At 31.4% G+C, this 16,449-nt stretch carries 18 protein-coding genes; 6 read left to right on the plus strand and 12 right to left on the minus strand.

What is annotated here, in order from left to right; translation table 11 throughout:
• Nucleotides 1–22: 22 nt before the first annotated feature.
• Nucleotides 23–349 carry a DUF2141 domain-containing protein gene (locus C7448_RS09485; RefSeq protein ID WP_262510985.1) on the minus strand — a complete coding sequence of 109 codons (327 nt, stop codon included), beginning with the start codon at nucleotides 347–349 and terminating at the stop codon, nucleotides 23–25.
• Between the two features lie 226 nt (nucleotides 350–575).
• On the opposite strand from C7448_RS09485, the gene C7448_RS09490 reads away from it, so the two are divergent.
• From C7448_RS09490 to C7448_RS09500, 3 genes are all read left to right on the plus strand, one after another.
• A complete protein-coding gene (locus C7448_RS09490; RefSeq protein WP_115901137.1) occupies nucleotides 576–1,070 on the plus strand; it encodes an RNA polymerase sigma factor in 495 nt (164 codons plus the stop codon).
• Nucleotides 1,071–1,076: 6 nt separating this feature from the next.
• Nucleotides 1,077–1,685 (plus strand): hypothetical protein, encoded by a 609-nt coding sequence (locus tag C7448_RS09495; RefSeq protein WP_115901138.1) that lies wholly within the window; start codon nucleotides 1,077–1,079, stop codon nucleotides 1,683–1,685.
• Between the two features lie 83 nt (nucleotides 1,686–1,768).
• On the plus strand, nucleotides 1,769–2,251 hold the full coding sequence (locus tag C7448_RS09500) for a hypothetical protein (RefSeq protein WP_115901139.1): 483 nt from the start codon (nucleotides 1,769–1,771) through the stop codon (nucleotides 2,249–2,251).
• Here C7448_RS09500 and C7448_RS09505 read toward each other — a convergent pair.
• Nucleotides 2,248–3,270: a threonine aldolase family protein gene (locus C7448_RS09505; RefSeq protein ID WP_115901140.1), complete on the minus strand. Its 1,023-nt coding sequence runs from the start codon at nucleotides 3,268–3,270 to the stop codon at nucleotides 2,248–2,250. The two genes, C7448_RS09500 and C7448_RS09505, sit on opposite strands and share 4 nt — an antisense overlap.
• A gap of 36 nt (nucleotides 3,271–3,306) precedes the next feature.
• On the opposite strand from C7448_RS09505, the gene prfB reads away from it, so the two are divergent.
• The 3 genes from prfB (at nucleotide 3,307) to C7448_RS09520 (ending at nucleotide 7,761) form a co-directional block, all read left to right on the plus strand.
• Entirely contained in the window at nucleotides 3,307–4,401 is a 1,095-nt protein-coding gene (gene prfB / locus C7448_RS09510; RefSeq protein ID WP_115901141.1) for a peptide chain release factor 2, read from the plus strand.
• Nucleotides 4,402–4,470: 69 nt separating this feature from the next.
• A complete protein-coding gene (arsC, locus tag C7448_RS09515) occupies nucleotides 4,471–4,812 on the plus strand; it encodes an arsenate reductase (glutaredoxin) (RefSeq protein WP_115901142.1) in 342 nt (113 codons plus the stop codon).
• 120 nt (nucleotides 4,813–4,932) lie between these two features.
• Nucleotides 4,933–7,761: a M16 family metallopeptidase gene (locus tag C7448_RS09520; protein ID WP_115901143.1), complete on the plus strand. Its 2,829-nt coding sequence runs from the start codon at nucleotides 4,933–4,935 to the stop codon at nucleotides 7,759–7,761.
• A gap of 48 nt (nucleotides 7,762–7,809) precedes the next feature.
• On the opposite strand, the gene C7448_RS09525 is transcribed toward C7448_RS09520, so the two are convergent.
• From C7448_RS09525 to C7448_RS09570, 10 genes are all read right to left on the minus strand, one after another.
• On the minus strand, nucleotides 7,810–8,757 hold the full coding sequence (locus tag C7448_RS09525; RefSeq protein WP_115901270.1) for a glycosyltransferase: 948 nt from the start codon (nucleotides 8,755–8,757) through the stop codon (nucleotides 7,810–7,812).
• A gap of 5 nt (nucleotides 8,758–8,762) precedes the next feature.
• On the minus strand, nucleotides 8,763–9,542 hold the full coding sequence (locus C7448_RS09530; RefSeq protein ID WP_115901144.1) for a DUF3050 domain-containing protein: 780 nt from the start codon (nucleotides 9,540–9,542) through the stop codon (nucleotides 8,763–8,765).
• 70 nt (nucleotides 9,543–9,612) lie between these two features.
• Nucleotides 9,613–10,425 carry an enoyl-ACP reductase FabI gene (locus tag C7448_RS09535; protein WP_115901145.1) on the minus strand — a complete coding sequence of 271 codons (813 nt, stop codon included), beginning with the start codon at nucleotides 10,423–10,425 and terminating at the stop codon, nucleotides 9,613–9,615.
• A gap of 50 nt (nucleotides 10,426–10,475) precedes the next feature.
• The gene (recN, locus tag C7448_RS09540; RefSeq protein WP_115901146.1) at nucleotides 10,476–12,128 is read right to left on the minus strand and encodes a DNA repair protein RecN; all 1,653 of its coding nucleotides are present in this window, start codon (nucleotides 12,126–12,128) and stop codon (nucleotides 10,476–10,478) included.
• A 129-nt stretch (nucleotides 12,129–12,257) separates the two neighbouring features.
• Nucleotides 12,258–13,148: a type IX secretion system protein PorD gene (gene porD / locus C7448_RS09545; protein WP_115901147.1), complete on the minus strand. Its 891-nt coding sequence runs from the start codon at nucleotides 13,146–13,148 to the stop codon at nucleotides 12,258–12,260.
• Nucleotides 13,141–14,352 carry a bifunctional phosphopantothenoylcysteine decarboxylase/phosphopantothenate--cysteine ligase CoaBC gene (gene coaBC / locus C7448_RS09550; protein ID WP_115901148.1) on the minus strand — a complete coding sequence of 404 codons (1,212 nt, stop codon included), beginning with the start codon at nucleotides 14,350–14,352 and terminating at the stop codon, nucleotides 13,141–13,143. Before coaBC ends, porD begins: the two co-directional genes overlap by 8 nt.
• Before the next feature lies 1 nt (nucleotide 14,353).
• Nucleotides 14,354–14,674, minus strand: coding sequence for a DNA-directed RNA polymerase subunit omega (locus C7448_RS09555; protein ID WP_115901149.1), 321 nt, complete (start codon nucleotides 14,672–14,674; stop codon nucleotides 14,354–14,356).
• Nucleotides 14,675–14,677: 3 nt separating this feature from the next.
• The gene (locus C7448_RS09560) at nucleotides 14,678–15,490 is read right to left on the minus strand and encodes an outer membrane protein assembly factor BamD (protein WP_245939461.1); all 813 of its coding nucleotides are present in this window, start codon (nucleotides 15,488–15,490) and stop codon (nucleotides 14,678–14,680) included.
• Between the two features lie 121 nt (nucleotides 15,491–15,611).
• Nucleotides 15,612–15,827: a hypothetical protein gene (locus C7448_RS09565; protein ID WP_115901151.1), complete on the minus strand. Its 216-nt coding sequence runs from the start codon at nucleotides 15,825–15,827 to the stop codon at nucleotides 15,612–15,614.
• An 89-nt stretch (nucleotides 15,828–15,916) separates the two neighbouring features.
• Nucleotides 15,917–16,432 (minus strand): ferritin, encoded by a 516-nt coding sequence (locus C7448_RS09570; protein WP_115901152.1) that lies wholly within the window; start codon nucleotides 16,430–16,432, stop codon nucleotides 15,917–15,919.
• Between the last annotated feature and the right edge of the window lie 17 nt (nucleotides 16,433–16,449).

Raw genomic sequence — 16,449 nt, forward strand, 5'->3', positions numbered from 1 at the left:
ATTTACTTTTATTTATTCTTGGCTATAATTTTATATCGAAAGATACATTTTTATCTTTAACTAAGAATTTAGCAGCTTTATATTGTGGAGGGTCAAAACGCAATAAATTATTATTTGATGCTCCATAATCTTCTAAAGGCATTCCATTAGGTTCAAAATCCATTCTATTGTTACTATTTTTATTATGAAAACAAATAATAGCATACTCTCCATCTGGTATTTTTTCAAAAACCACAGTACTTTTTCCCTTTATTATTACCGATTCTTTCACTTGTAATGGCTCTTTTGTATATAAAGCAAATTTTATTTTTCCTTTGTCAGAAGTAGTATTTACAACTGTGACTGAAATTGTTTTGTTTTAAGCTGAAACTGTTTCAATTGTAAATAAAACTGCTATAATAAAAATGTGTATTAAAAATTTCATTGTATTTATTTTTATGGTTAATTATAATACAAATATTCACTGAAAACGCTATTTCTAAAATAATAACAAACTGAATTGTATTATTTTTAGGATGAATTGTAACAATTTGTATTTTTGAGCTACTTATAACATATCAACTCTACTAAACTTAGTGAAAAAAGAATTAGAAAATAAATTTTTAACTGATTTCGAAGCCAATCAAAACATTGTGCATAAGGTATGTAGGATTTACACTACTAACCAAAATGCACATAACGATTTGTTTCAAGAAATCACCATTCAGTTATGGAAAAACTATAGTAAATTTAGAGGAGATGCAAAGTTTAGCACTTGGATGTATCGAGTAGCATTGAATACTGCTATTTCTTTATATAGGAAGTCTACAAGAAGTATAAAAACACAAGATTTTACAGATTATTCTTTTAAAATTAAAGCAGAAGAATATGATGATACTGAAGAAGTACAATTAAAAGCTTTGTATGGTGCAATTCGTAAATTAAATGATATTGATAAGGCTCTTATTTTTTTATACTTAGAAGACAAACCCTATAAAGAAATCTCTGAAACTTTAGGTATAAGTGAAGTAAATGCTCGTGTGAAAATGAACAGAGCTAAAGATAAATTAAAAAAAGTATTAAACCCATAATTATAAATGGATTTAGATAAATATAAAAAAGCTTGGGGTAATCAACCTGAAGAAACAAACAAAATTTCTAAGGTTGATATCTATAGAATGGCACATTCCAAGTCATCATCAATAGTAAAATGGATTTTTATTATTGGACTTCTAGAGTTCATTTTTTTAAATTCTCTATATTTTGTTTTTGATATGGAAGAGGCCTATACAGAATACAAAAAACTAGGATTGTATAACTTTATGATTTATTCACAATTTGTTCTTTATCCTATACTATTTTATTTTTTAATTATGTTTTATTTAAACTATAAAAGTATATCTGTTGTCGACTCTACTAAAACTTTAATGAATAAAATTATTAAAACAAGAAAAACTGTAAAGTACTACGTTTTGTTTAACTTGTTATATATATTTATTTTTGGGGTTATTGTTGCCATTGCAGCTCTAAAAACCCATCCAGAATTTGATTCAAAACAAATCTTTATTTCTATAGTTGTTACTATAATAACATTAATAATTATGCTTATAATTTTATGGTGTTTCTACCAATTACTATACGGAATTTTGTTACGAAAACTTAACAAAAACTACAAAGAATTAGCTAAACTTGAAGAGTTAAACTAAAAAAGCTACTATATATTTTTATAAACTTCTCTTAACATTTTATGGTGACTATTCATTATATTAGCTGAGTTAACTATTTACTTATGAGAAGATTATTTTTTTTTAGCTTTTTTATTTATTCTACTATAGCTTTTACTCAAGAAGATTATTTTTGGGAAAATGTTCGTTTTGGCGGGGATGTTAGCTTTGGTTTTGGTTCAAATAATACAACTCTTGCTATATCTCCAGCTGCTGTTTATGACTTTAATGAATCTTTTTCTATAGGTGTAGGAATTGGTTATGCATACAATAAAAATGATGGTTTAAGTTCTAATATTATTACACCCAAAGTAATTACATTATTTAGACCTATTAGAGAAATTGAGTTTTCTGCCGATTTACAACAAATGTATGTTAATACAAGCGTTAACGGCACCTCAAAAAGGTATAACTATCCTGCTTTAAATATTGGAGCTTCTTATAGAATAGGTGTTGTTTCTTTAGGTGTACAATACGATGTTTTATATGAAGAAAGCAAAAGTGTATATGCTTCTGCTTTCTCTCCTATTGTAAGGGTTTTCTTTTAAGAATAGTTATTTAATTCTTCTAATAAAATATTTAGCATTTCATTCGTAAAGTCTAAATGTGTTACGATGCGAATTTTACCTTCTCCCATAGAAATTAGTAAAATCCTTTTATCAGCCATTTTTCTTATAAAATCATCTGGATTTATAGAATCATTTACATAAAAAATAACAATATTCGTTTCAATAGGTTCCACTTTAGTCACATACCAACATTTTTCTAAAACTTCTCCTATCTCTTTTGCTTTTTGATGATCTGTTGCTAAACGCTCTACTTGACTGTCCAAAGCATAAATTCCTGCTGCTGCTAAAAACCCAGCTTGTCTCATTCCACCACCGAATAACTTACGTACACGTAACGCTTTTTCTATATGTGCTTTACTCCCCACTAATACTGAACCTACAGGAGCCCCCAATCCTTTCGATAAACAGATAGAAATCGTATCAAATAATTCTCCATACTGTTTTGGAATTTCATTTTTAGCTACTAAAGCATTAAATAAACGTGCTCCATCAAGATGATAAGCTAAATCATTTGTTTTAGCTACTTTTTGAATCTTTTCTAATTCCTCAAAATCCCAACAAGCACCTCCACCTTTATTCGTGGTATTTTCAACACAAACCAATCTACTATATGGAGTGTGAATATCATTTCGTCCTCCAACTAAACTCTCTAATTGTTCTGCAGTAAACATACCTCTATTACCTTCAATTAAACAAGAGGTTACTCCTGCATTAAAAGCAGCTCCACCTCCCTCATAGTTATATACATGCGCCCATTTATCACAAAACATTCTATCACCAGGTTGTGTGTGGATTTTTATCGCAGTTTGATTTGCCATGGTTCCCGAAGGAAAAAACAACGCATCTTCCATCCCAAACATAGCTGCTACTTTTTCTTGCAATAAATTTACCGTCGGATCTGCTTTAAAAACATCATCACCTACTTTAGCACTCATCATTGCCTCCAACATTCCTTGAGTTGGCTTTGTTACGGTATCACTTATTAAGTTTATTTCCATTTCTAACTACGATTTATAAAATGTATTTTTGCATTTATGATTACACACGAACAGCTTAAAAATATCGCTGAACGAATTGGCAAGTTAAAAGGATATTTAGAAATTGACAAGAAGTTAATTGAAATTTCTAATGAAGAAGAAAAAACAGCAAACCCTGACTTTTGGAACAATCCTAAAGAGGCTGAAACTGTTATGAAATCACTTCGTTTTAAAAAGAAATGGGTAGAAGATTATAATACTGTTGTAGCAATGAGCGACGATTTAGTAGTCTTATACGATTTTTATAAAGAAGGTGATATTGAGGATGGCGAAGTTGAAGAACAATTTGAAAAAACAGCTACTTTTTTAGAAGATATTGAGTTTAAAAACATGCTGTCTGAAGAAGGTGACAGTTTAAGTGCTACCATACAAATAACCGCAGGTGCTGGAGGAACAGAAAGTTGTGATTGGGCAGAAATGCTTACTCGTATGTATACCATGTGGGCAGAAAAACAAGGATATAAAATAAAAACCTTGAACTATCAAGAAGGTGATGTTGCTGGTATAAAAACGATTACTTTAGAGTTTGATGGTGATTATGCCTTTGGATGGTTAAAAGGAGAAAATGGTGTACATCGTTTAGTACGTATCTCTCCTTTTGACAGTAATGCAAAACGTCATACCTCATTTGCTTCTGTATACGTGTATCCTGTTGCTGATGATTCTATTGAAATTGAAGTAAATCCTGCTGATATTGAAATTACTACAGCTCGTTCTAGTGGTGCTGGAGGACAAAATGTAAATAAGGTTGAAACTAAGGTTCAATTATTACATAAGCCAACCGGGATTCAAATTCAATGTTCAAACTCACGTTCTCAGCACGATAACAGAGCTACAGCAATGCAAATGTTAAAATCGCAGTTATACGAAATTGAATTACAAAAACGACTAGCTGCTCGTGAAGAAATAGAAGCTAATAAAATGAAAAATGAATGGGGAAGCCAAATTCGAAACTATGTAATGCATCCATATAAATTAGTAAAAGATGTTCGTACAGCTCATGAAACAGGAAATGTAGATGCTGTTATGGATGGGAACATTAATCCGTTTTTAAAGGCTTATTTAATGATGATGGGGCAAAAAGAAGACTAGGAATTAGGAACATTTGTTTTTTCAATTTACAAACAAATAAAGCTTTAAACTTTGTAAACTAACAATAAAATGATAAAAATATACCATAATCCACGTTGTTCTAAATCGAGACAAGGTTTAGAAATTTTAGAAAACTCTGGAAAGGAATTTGAAATTGTAAAATATTTAGACAACACTCCTTCCGAAAAAGAATTAAAAGAAGTTATTCGTTTATTAAATATTTCTCCAATCGATTTAATTCGTAAAAATGAAAAAATTTGGAAAGATGAATATAAAGGAAAAGAACTATCAGATGCTGAAGTCATTAAAGCAATGATTGAAAATCCTAAGTTGATAGAACGCCCTATTGTTATTAACGGTGATAAAGCTGTTGTTGGACGACCGCCGGAAACTATCAAAGAAGTTATATAAACCATTCAAAAACTCTCAATAATTTGGGAGTTTTTTTATTTTAACACACTTTTTATAACTAATTTTTTAGTTTATCAATAATTCAATGTAAATTGCTTTCCAAATTAAAATTCATATACTATGAAAAAAACGTTATTAGGACTATCCCTGGCCTTCTTTATATCTACAGGGTATAGCCAAGCTTTAAAAGATGCACAACAAAAGCTATCAAAAAAAGGAAAAGTAAGTGCTATGAAAATCCCAACCGACCCTTCGGTTAAGATAGGAAAACTATCAAATGGGATGACCTACTACATCAAACAAAACCCAAAACCTGCCAACAAAGTAGAACTACGATTAGTTGTAAACGCAGGTTCTATTTTAGAAGATGATGATCAATTAGGGTTAGCTCACTTCATGGAACACATGAATTTTAACGGTACCAAAAACTTTAAAAAGAACGAATTGGTAGATTACTTACAATCTATTGGAGTAAAGTTTGGTGCACACTTGAATGCTTATACTGGTTTTGATGAAACTGTATACATCTTACCTATTCCTAGTGATGATAAAGAAAAACTTGAAAAAGGTTTTCAAATTCTTGAAGATTGGGCACACGGTGCACTTTTAGAAGGAAAAGATATTGATGAAGAACGCGGTGTTGTTTTAGAGGAATACCGTTCTCGTAGAGGAGCTGATAGCCGTATGTTAGAAAAATATTTACCTAAGGTAATGCATGGTTCTAAATATGCCGAAAGACTGCCTATTGGTACTAAAGAAAATTTAGAAAACTTTAAACATGAAAGTATTCGTCGTTTTCATAAAGATTGGTATCGTCCAGATTTAATGGCTGTAGTAGCTGTAGGTGATGTTAGTGTTGATGTTTTAGAAAAAAAAATCAAATCACACTTTAATAAAATACCTGCTGCTAAAAATCCTCGTAAAAGAGAGGTTGCTCCACTGAAAAATCACAAAGAAACTTTTATCGCAATAGAAGCTGATAAAGAAGCTCCTTTTTCTAGTGTACAATTAATGTATAAAGATTATGGTAAAGCTACACCAGATGTTACCACTACTGATTATAGAAATTCAATTGTTAAATCGTTATTTGCTCAGATGATTAACAATCGTTTAGATGAATTACGTAACAGTGAAAAACCACCTTTTGTATACGGTTATAGTTACCATGGTGGGACTTGGGCTCGCGGAAAAGAAGCGTACCAATCAAGAGCTGGTGTAAGTGCCGACGGACAATTAAAAGGTTTACAAGCTTTATTAGATGAAAGCGAGCGCGTTAAAAGATACGGCTTCCAACAAGGTGAATTAGACCGAGCAAAAATGAATGTTTCTGCTCGAATGGAAAAAGCTTTTAAAGACAAAGACAAAAGAGAGTCTAGAAGAATTGTAGGTGAATACGTAAACAACTTCTTAGAACAAGAGCCTATTCCTAGTATTGACTGGGAGTACAAAGCGCACCAAGTGTTATTACCTTCAGTAAAACTAGAAGAAATAAATAAACTTATTGAAAGCTATTTACATGATGATAATCGTGTAGTTGTTATCACAGGACCTAAAAAAGTAGTTACTGAACAAGAGATTATCAATGCTTTAAACGATGTTAAAACAAAAAAATTAAAACCTTATGAAGACAAAGCTGTTGCTGCTTCATTAATAACAAAACAACCAACATCTGGATCTATAGTAAACGTTACTGAAAATAAAAACTTAGGCACAAAAACCATGACCTTAAGTAACGGAGCAAAAGTTACCTATAAGAAAACCGATTTTAAAAATGATGAAGTACTATTTGAAGCATATAGCTTTGGAGGAACTTCTTTATACTCTGATGAAGAATTAAAAGCTACTTCTTTTGCTAACAGAGGTCTTTCAGAAGCTGGAATTAATGGTTTTTCTAAAACAGATTTATCTAAAATGATGTCAGGTAAAATTGTACGTGTCACTCCATATATTTCTAGGTTAAGTGAAGGTTTTAGTGGTTCAGCAACTCCTAAAGACTTAGAAGAACTGTTCCAAATGGTACATTTATACTTTACCTCTTTAAATAAAGATGAAAAAGCTTTTAATTCGTATGTAAACAAACAAAAAAGCTTCTTAGGAAACTTATTAGCTAGTCCTAATTTCTTCTTCCAAAAAGAAATGAGTGAGTTTATTTACGGAAAAGATCCCCGTTATACTGGTTTTCCTTCTCCTGAAAAATATGAGAATGCTGATTATAATTTAGCCTATAAAAAGTATCAAGAACGTTTTGCTGATGCTGGTGATTTTAACTTCTATTTTGTAGGTAATGTTGATGAAAAGAAACTTGCTGAGTACGCAACTAAATATATTGCAGGGTTACCAGGGAAAAATTCTAATGAAACATATAAAGTATCAGATTTTAGACCTTTATATGGCTCACATTCTAAAACAGTTAGTAAAGGGACAGACCCTAAAAGTAATGTTCGCATTACCTATCAAGGAAAAGCTACATATAATAAAAAAGATGCTTTAGCTTTTAAAATACTAGGTGAAGTAGTTGGAATTAAATTAACTGAAAAACTACGTGAACAAGAAGGAGGCGTGTATTCTTCAAGAACTCGTGGAAACATATCAAAAATGCCCTACGGGTGGTATAACTTTACAATTTCATACCCTTGTGCACCTGAAAATGTTGAAAAATTAAAAGACATCTCTATTTCAGAAGTTACTTCTGTTGTTAAAAATGGACCAACTGAAGAAGACTTGATGAAGGCTCAAAAGGGAATGATTGCTGACTACAAAGAAGATCTTAAAAAGAATCGTTTTTGGTTAAGAACCATTAAAAATGTAGACTATCAAAACAATGATGTTTCTGATGTAACTTCTTTTGAAGACAGAGTTAATTCTTTAACTAAGAAAGATATTCAAAAAGTAGCTAAGAAATATTTAACTGACGGATATATCTTAGGTGTTTTAAATCCTGAAAAATAATTTTAAAGAAATTATAACTAGTAAAAGCTCTCAAGAAATTGGGAGCTTTTATTTTTTCAGAAATCTAGAATCCATGAAACCGAGCCCGTAACCATAAAATTGAGTAATGGTCGTAACCATACTCAACAAAGCTACTTGCAAGTTTTTATTTTGTAATAGAGAATCTAAAAAGATCCCCGTAAAATAAGCTCCGTAAAAAGCTAACAACTGCCAATACCCAAAGAATACTGCTATAGTCGCAAAATCAATTCCAATAATAAATAAACTCGGAAACCAATAAGTTAACTTTGCTGTTTCAGGGTACTTTTTATTTAAAATAGGTCTTGCTGTTCCAAAAGCAAACGTTTGTTTAAAAAACTGTTTAATGGTACTTCTGCGTTTATGGTATACAAAAGCCTTTTCTATTAATTGTGTTTCAAAACCTTTCTCCCATAGGCGAAAGGTTAAATCGATGTCTTCTCCCGCTTTCATCTTAGAAAAGCCATTTGTTTTTTCAAAAGCAATTTTAGACAAACCAAGGTTAAAGCTTCGAGGTTGGAATTTTCCTACAGCTTTTTTCTTTCCTCTAATACCTCCAGTGGTTAGCACCGAAGTCATTGAATAATTAATAGCTTTTTGTAATGCTGTAAAACTGGGGTGTGCTGCATCTGGACCACCAAAAGCATCCGTATAATTTTCTTCTAATGCTTTTTTTACTTCTGAAAAATATTGTGATGGAACAACAACATCAGAATCTAGAATAATAAAATAGTTTCCTGAGGCTCTCTGCATTCCATAGTTACGGCTTGCTCCTGCCCCACTATTATCTTTATAAAAGTACTTTATATTAAGTTGAGAAGTATATTTTTTTATTATTTCCTCAGATGATTTTTCTGAACCATCTTCAATAATAAGTGTTTCAAAATCGCTCTGGAAATCTTGTTTTGTTAAGCTTTTTAACAACTCATCAATTTCTTGCGGTCGGTTGTAAACAGGTATTATTATTGAAAACTGTATATCCACTACACTAAAGCTGCTTGATTAATTTGTTTAGCTATACCATCCCAGAGTTGTATTCTTTTTTGCAAAGATTCTTTAGCATAATATAATGCGTCATTCCATTTTTGTTCATCATTTCCACATAACTCTTCTATCATTTGTAATGATAAAGGTCCGTGCTCATCACCATCTAACTCAATGTGTCTGTTCAAATAATACGTGAGTTTACTGTAAGAACTCCCTTTTTTCTCTTCCGTATTTTTTACAATTTCTAAAAACATATCTGGTATTACATCTTCTCTACCAAAGGTAAAACTAGATGCTATAATATATGATTGTCCTGTTTTAATTACTTCAAAAGAAAAGTTTACAAAATCTTTTACTTCTTCAATTATTGAACAATTTTGCATTGCTTCCTCAATTGGTTTTCCGTCAATAACTCCCGAAATAAAACTTGAAATTTCATCGATACTTGCACCTGCTTGACGCATCGCATCAATATACATTTCAAAGTGACTTTTTGGTTCTCCTAATTCATTAACATCGGTTTCCTCACCTAATACAATTTCATTGATAAAACGTGCCGTTTTGGTATTTACAGCAGGTAACCAAGGTAAACTCACACAAGTAAGTTCTCGTTGCAACGCTTTTAATAATGACATAAAATCCCACACAGCAAATACATGTGATTCCATAAAAATTTTTACATCGTTAATATGCTTTAACGAACTGTATAACTCGTGTTCTTTTAGTTGCTTTCTTAACGGAGCTAGCTCCTTTTCTATGTGTAAAATGTTGCTCATTTGTAACTATCAATAAAAAAAGCAAATCTAACGATTTGCTTTTTATCTATATTCTATTTCTATAAAGATCTTATTCTTCAGTAAACCTTTCCATTACAGCATCACTTACTCCCATATTAGAGAAACCTCCATCGTGGAATAAGTTTTGTAAGGTTACTTTCTTTGTTAAATCTGAGAATAATGAAATCGTATAGTCTGCACACTCTAACGCTGTAGCGTTTCCTAATGGAGACATTTTTTCAGCATACGAAATAAATCCGTCAAACCCTTTTACTCCTTGACCTGCAGTCGTTGGTGTTGGTGATTGAGAAATTGTATTTACACGTACTTTGTGATCTCTTCCAAAGAAATAACCAAAACTACGTGCGATGCTTTCTAAATACGCTTTGTTATCAGCCATATCATTGTAATCTGGGAATACACGTTGTGCTGCCATATACGTTAATGCAACAACACTCCCCCATTCGTTCATGGCTTGTTTGTTATATAAAATATTCATTACTTTATGAAAAGATACTGCAGAAACATCCCATCCTTTCGTTGTGAAATCGTATTTAGAATCTGTATAATGACGTCCTTTACGTACATTAACTGACATACCAATTGAGTGTAAAACAAAATCGATTTTACCTCCTAAAATTTCCATAGACTTTTCAACCAAATTGTTTAAGTCATCCATAGAAGTCGCGTCAGCTGGAATAATTTCTGACCCTGTTTTTGCTGCTAAATCTTTAATACCTCCCATACGCATTGCAATAGGTGCATTAGTTAACACAAATTCTGCTCCTTCTTCGTGAGCACGTTCAGCAACTTTCCATGCAATAGAATTCTCATCTAATGCTCCAAAAATAATTCCTTTTTTTCCTTTTAATAAATTATACATATTTAAAATATTTTAGTCTATCGTTGTTTGTTTTAAAAGCAAATATACTCTTAATTTAATAATTCTTTTGCATGAGTTAAAGCACTTTCAGAAACATCTTTTCCACTTAACATTTCTGCTATTTCTCTAATGCGTTCGTCGTCTGACAGTAACTTTAAGTTAGAGGTTGTTACTCCTTTTTCTTCGCCTTTAAACACTTTATAATGCTGTACTCCTTTTGAAGCTATTTGAGGTAAATGCGTAATGGTTATTACCTGCATATGAGCACTCATATCTTGCATTATTTTTGCAATTTTATTAGATACTTCTCCTGAAACACCTGTGTCAATTTCGTCAAAAATAATCGTTGGTAATTGTATGTTTTCTGATAATATTTTTTTGATAGATAACATGATTCGAGATAATTCACCTCCAGAAGCAACCTTCTTTAACTCTCCAAAATTGCCTCCTTTATTTGCTGAGAACAAAAACTGTAAGTTGTCTTTTCCGTTTGACAAGTATTCTTCAGAAGATAACAATTCAATAGCAAAACGAGCATTTGGCATTCCTAACTCTGATAAAAGGTATTCTAATTCTTTTTTCAACTTCGGAATCACTTTGTTTCTCGATGTAGTAATCATTTTTGCTACGTCATCTAACTTCTTAGCCACCTCTTTAATTTCTGCTTCTTTTTGAGCCACGACTCCCCCTGCATCTTCAACTTGTGCTACTTTTTCTGCTAACTCTTCATGAATTTTCTGTAATTCTGTTATACTTGATACAGAGTGTTTCTTTTGAAGATTATAAATTAGTTGTAACCTATCATTCAACTCTTCTATTTCATTCGGATTGAACTCTACTTCATCATTTGCACTTTCTAATTCAGAAACAATATCGTCTAACTCTATTTTTATACTTGTTACACGATTTGATAACTCTTCATACTGCTTTGAATACGAGCTAATTTTTTGTAGTTTACTTTCTAATGAATTTAATAGATTTTGAAGCCCTATTTCTTCATTTATTGAAACTCCTAAAGCCTCTGATAAGTTTAGCTTTATTTCTTCAATATTATTTAATTTATCTAGTTTTTCTTCTAAAACTTCTTGCTCTCCTTCTTCTAAGTTAGCTTCTTCAAATTCATTAAACAAGTGCAAATTATATTCGTACTGTTCTTTTGATTTTTCAGTTTCTTCTTGGAGTATTTTTAACTCTTTCCGTAAGTTATTATATGTACGTAAACCCCTCTTGTAAGAGGCTATTTTTGCTTGATTTTTTGCTAAGACATCAATAACAGAAAATTGAAAAGATACATCTGACAATTGCAACGTTTGGTGTTGTGAATGAATATCAATCAACTTCGTTTTTAAAGCGTTTAATACCGATAACGTAACTGGTGTATCGTTTACAAAAGCACGTGACTTTCCGGAAGGTAAAATTTCTCTTCGGATGATGGTGTTTTTTTCGTAATCAACATCCAACTCTTCAAACAGCTCCTGTAAAGCATATCCTTCAACAGAAAATTGAGCTTCAATAATACACTTTTTTTCAGTGTCTTTTAAAGAAGACAAATCGGCACGATTCCCCATTACTAGTCCCAATGCTCCTAATAAAATGGATTTTCCAGCTCCAGTTTCACCAGTGATAATAGATAAACCGTTTGTAAAATCAATCGTTAACTGATTGATTAATGCGTAATTATGTATAGATAAATGTGTAAGCAAATTCTATTCTTTAGAGTGAATAAAAGTAAGGATTTTGAATGAATTAAGTCAAACCAAAACAAAGGAAGTCTATCGATTTTTCAACAGCTTATAAACGTTACATTTAAGACCTTTATAACAAATCTTATTTTACTGAAGATTCTTCCATTTGTCTTTATAAGTAGGAGCAATTTTATTTAAAACCGTTATCATTTGCGATTCACTTCTTGAAGGAGTTCCATCGGAAAACACATTCACTATTTCATCTCCTTTTGCATCTAAGAAAACACGGATCATATAATTACCAATAGTAATATTGTGTAACTTATCTAAACCTAAAACACTTTTTTCAATTGCTTCTTTAGCCGAATTCTTGTTATCTGCAAAATTATCGAAACCGTTACGGTGATAATTGTAATAAATACTACGTAAAGCACTAAACTTTGAAGACAACAAATTATCTATCAAAGCAAAACGATTTTGTTTTCCTACTTGGTTTTGCCAACCAGATTCTCCATTAGATTGCGCTAACAACATAATATTTTCTGCTTGTTTCAAATAGCTTTCTCCTCCTTTTAAAGCAAAAGTATCTGCGTCAACGCCTAAAATTGTATATACATAAAAAGTAATTGTTGAAATTAAGTTCGACTCGTAAACTGTTGGGTTATAAATTAACGGATCAAACTCATTGTAACGAAAGTTAAAGTTCGTATCGTTAATATTTAAAACTGGTGTTGCATAAGTTGAGTTATATACAGGTCTTGTTGATTGCACTTGTAAGCTTGCTGAAAAATTACTCCCGTTTTGCTCGTTTATAATAATATTAAATGCACAATTAATTCGTTCTTGTTGCTTAAAGTTTCTATTCGTCCATTGTTTATCATTAATAAACTCCGTTAGTGCTTTTTGTAACGTTTGGTAAACTTGCTTATTACTACTCTGTATTTTATCTGAATTGATAATTACAGTAGCGTTCAGCTCTTGCGAATAAGAAGAAAAAGTAACTGAAAGAAGAAAAACTATAAAGAAAAACTTACGCATTTAATTTTTGTATTATTTCGTTAACGATATCTTTTGACACTGCTTTTTTCGATTTTAAATCGAATGATTTCTCATTAAAATAAGTATCAATAATTGTAATTTTATTGGTATCGGTCGCAAAACCAGCACCTTTATCACGTAACGAATTTAATACAATAAAATCTAAATTTTTGCGTGTAAGCTTACTTTTTGCGTTTTGTACCTCATCGTTCGTTTCTAGGGCAAACCCAACTAACAACTGATTTTTCTTAATTTCTCCTAGAGATTTTAAAATATCTTTAGTAGGTTCTAACTCAATACTTAACGCTGCTTCTTTCTTTTTTATTTTTTGAGTAGCTACATTTTTTGGTCGATAGTCTGAAACTGCTGCCGATAATACAGCTATATCTACCTCAGCAAAGTACTTATGACAGGCTTCATACATATCTTGCGCTGATTTTACATCTATTCTATTAATAAATGAATGATTTACTTGCTGATGTGATGGACCTGCTACTAAAAACACCTCAGCTCCTAAATTAGCTGCCGTTTTGGCTATTTCAAACCCCATTTTACCAGAAGAATGATTTCCAATAAAACGTACTGGATCTATTGCTTCATAGGTTGGTCCTGCAGTAATTAGCATCTTTTTCCCACGAAGTGGTAATTTAGATACAATGTCTTTTTCTATAAAATCTACAATATTTTCTGGTTCAGCCATGCGGCCTTCACCAATCAAACCACTTGCTAATTCACCAGAAGTAGCAGGAATTAAGATATTACCAAAACTTTGTAAGCTTTCTAAACTGTTTTTTGTTGACGGATGTTGATACATGTCTAAATCCATCGCAGGTGCAAAATATACTGGACATTTAGCTGACAAATAGGTTGCTAATAATAAGTTATCGCAGGTACCACTGGTCATTTTAGACAAGGTATTTGCTGTAGCTGGAGCAATTATCATTATATCTGCCCACAAACCTAAATCTACATGATTATTCCATAATTCATTTTCATCTTCTTTATCATAAAAAGTAGAATGAACTGGATTTTTTGATAAGGTGGAAAGTGTAAGAGGTGTTATAAAATCTTTAGACGCAGGAGTCATAATTACTTTGACTTCTGCGCCTGATTTTATAAATAAGCGAACTAAGTTCGCTGTTTTGTATGCCGCTATACCGGCGGTAACACCAAGTAAAACTTTTTTACCGCTTAGTACAGACATATTATTTTGTCTCTGGAGTTCTATAATATACCTTGCCTTCTAACCACTCTTCTACAGCAATAGCGTGTGGTTTAGGTAAACGCTCATAAAATTTAGAAACTTCGATTTGCTCTTTGTTTTCAAAAACTTCTTCTAAACTATCGTTATAAGTAGCAAACTCATCTAACTTATCAACTAATTCCTTTTTTAAATCAGAATTAACTTGTGTAGCTCTCTTTGCTATGATAGAAATAGCTTCATAAATATTATGCGTTGGAGCCTCAATAGCTTCTTTGTTATAAGTTATAGTACTTAACGGCGCTTTCGTTTCTTTATAATCCATTTTTTAACTTTTAGCTAATTGTTCTTGTTCTTTGTTTAATGCTGCTAGCATTTCATTAGATTCTTCCATGAATTTTGATTCTGGAAAATTCCTTTTTAGTTTTTCGTATGCTTTGATAGCATCTTTAATCCTTTCTGCTTTTCTTCTCTGTCTACTTTTAACAGCTAAATCATGAGCTGCTTTTAAACGATAGTATAATGCTTCTTCTTTATACTTCGTTCCTAAATAATCTTCTAATAAGTTATCAAAGGCAACGATTGCCGCTTTGTAATTTCTAGGGTCATATTCTGCAGTTCTATAATATGTTTTTGCTATTTCAAAAGATTTCTTTTCAAGTTTAGCTCTTAACTCAGCATGATACTTGTTAGCTTCTTCTAATTTATTTGAATCAGGGTAGCTATCTATAAATTTTTGAAAGGCTTCTAATGCTTTGTTTGTATCGGTTGGATCTAAACTAAAGCCTGGAGCTGCTTTGTAATAACTTAACGCTGATAAAAAAGCGGCTTCTTCTCTCTTTGAACTTTTAGGATAGTTTCCCGTAAATCTATTAAAGTAATATCCTGCTAACCCGTAATTTTTCTCATTAAAGTTAGATTGAGAAACCATAAATTGAATACGCTCCATTTGAGGTTTACCTCTGTATGAAGGTGTTATTTTTTCAAACAAACGTAAGGCTTTACTGTACTTTTGAGCTTCGTACATTTTTACAGCCATTTTGTATTGGTCTTCTACAGTTCCTTTATTCAATACTTTTTGATACTCTCCGCATGAAGAAAGTACTAAAAGCATTACAGCAATATACGCTAGATTTTTCATTTTTTGCATCTGGCAAAATTAATAATTATTAATATAATAGAAAACAATAAACTATTAAAATAAAAGTTCACCTTAAAAAGGTGAACTTTTAACACTTATTTAATACAAGTTTTAGTTTTTATTAATGTGAACATTCTTTCCAGTAACAATCACCACTACCAACGCTCTTACAATAACTTCCAAATTGAGGACATTGTGAATCTGAAGAACAGTTAGATTCTGGACACAATACACCATCACCACCATCTGTAGGGTAACTTAATCCACCTATTATATCTTTTTGATAGCTTTTTGTTAAAAGAGTAACTCCTTCTAAATTTAAAATTTCTTTTTTCATTTATAAAATATTTTGATAATTAAACTAGTACGCTAATGTAGTAAAAAAATAACTTTATAAATAAGAAAAAACTTAAATGTTTGTTAATCTTATTCCTGTGTTCCAGAAGCAGATTGAGCTACTATTTGCTTTACATCATTATCAAATAAATATAAACCTCCTTTATCATCTCCAATTAGGTTAATTTTATCTAAAATGTTACGAGCCAATGCTTCTTCTTCTATTTGCTCAGATACATACCACTGTAAAAAATTATGGGTTGCATAATCCTTTTCTTGTAGTGTAATATGTACTAAATCGTTTATTGATTTAGATACCATTACCTCATGATCAAACAATGTTTGGAACATATCTTTAAAAGACCCAAACTTTGCTGGCGGTTCTTTTAAGTCAGAAACACGTGCATGTCCACCACGTTCGTTTACGAATTTCACTAACTTTAACATGTGCATACGCTCTTCATCAGAATGGGCATACATAAATTGTGCTACTCCTTCAAACCCTTGAACTTCTGCCCAACATGCCATTGCTAAATATACTTGTGATGACTCTGCTTCTACTCTTATTTGATCGTTTAATGATTGCTCTATTACTTTTGATAACATATTTTTCTTTTTAAAAA

Origin of the sequence: Tenacibaculum gallaicum, assembly GCF_003387615.1 — a bacterium.
Classification (GTDB): domain Bacteria; phylum Bacteroidota; class Bacteroidia; order Flavobacteriales; family Flavobacteriaceae; genus Polaribacter; species Polaribacter gallaicus.

What these genes read in the sequence shown, in the direction of transcription:
- C7448_RS09495 (WP_115901138.1), top strand. Translation starts at nt 1,077, where the DNA reads ATGGATTTAGATAAATATAAAAAAGCTTGGGGTAATCAACCTGAAGAA.
- C7448_RS09500 (WP_115901139.1), top strand. Translation starts at nt 1,769, where the DNA reads ATGAGAAGATTATTTTTTTTTAGCTTTTTTATTTATTCTACTATAGCT.
- C7448_RS09505 (WP_115901140.1), bottom strand. Translation starts at nt 3,270, where the DNA reads ATGGAAATAAACTTAATAAGTGATACCGTAACAAAGCCAACTCAAGGA.
- prfB (WP_115901141.1), top strand. Translation starts at nt 3,307, where the DNA reads ATGATTACACACGAACAGCTTAAAAATATCGCTGAACGAATTGGCAAG.
- arsC (WP_115901142.1), top strand. Translation starts at nt 4,471, where the DNA reads ATGATAAAAATATACCATAATCCACGTTGTTCTAAATCGAGACAAGGT.
- C7448_RS09520 (WP_115901143.1), top strand. Translation starts at nt 4,933, where the DNA reads ATGAAAAAAACGTTATTAGGACTATCCCTGGCCTTCTTTATATCTACA.
- C7448_RS09530 (WP_115901144.1), bottom strand. Translation starts at nt 9,542, where the DNA reads ATGAGCAACATTTTACACATAGAAAAGGAGCTAGCTCCGTTAAGAAAG.
- C7448_RS09535 (WP_115901145.1), bottom strand. Translation starts at nt 10,425, where the DNA reads ATGTATAATTTATTAAAAGGAAAAAAAGGAATTATTTTTGGAGCATTA.
- porD (WP_115901147.1), bottom strand. Translation starts at nt 13,148, where the DNA reads ATGCGTAAGTTTTTCTTTATAGTTTTTCTTCTTTCAGTTACTTTTTCT.
- coaBC (WP_115901148.1), bottom strand. Translation starts at nt 14,352, where the DNA reads ATGTCTGTACTAAGCGGTAAAAAAGTTTTACTTGGTGTTACCGCCGGT.
- C7448_RS09555 (WP_115901149.1), bottom strand. Translation starts at nt 14,674, where the DNA reads ATGGATTATAAAGAAACGAAAGCGCCGTTAAGTACTATAACTTATAAC.
- C7448_RS09560 (WP_245939461.1), bottom strand. Translation starts at nt 15,490, where the DNA reads ATGAAAAATCTAGCGTATATTGCTGTAATGCTTTTAGTACTTTCTTCA.
- C7448_RS09565 (WP_115901151.1), bottom strand. Translation starts at nt 15,827, where the DNA reads ATGAAAAAAGAAATTTTAAATTTAGAAGGAGTTACTCTTTTAACAAAA.
- C7448_RS09570 (WP_115901152.1), bottom strand. Translation starts at nt 16,432, where the DNA reads ATGTTATCAAAAGTAATAGAGCAATCATTAAACGATCAAATAAGAGTA.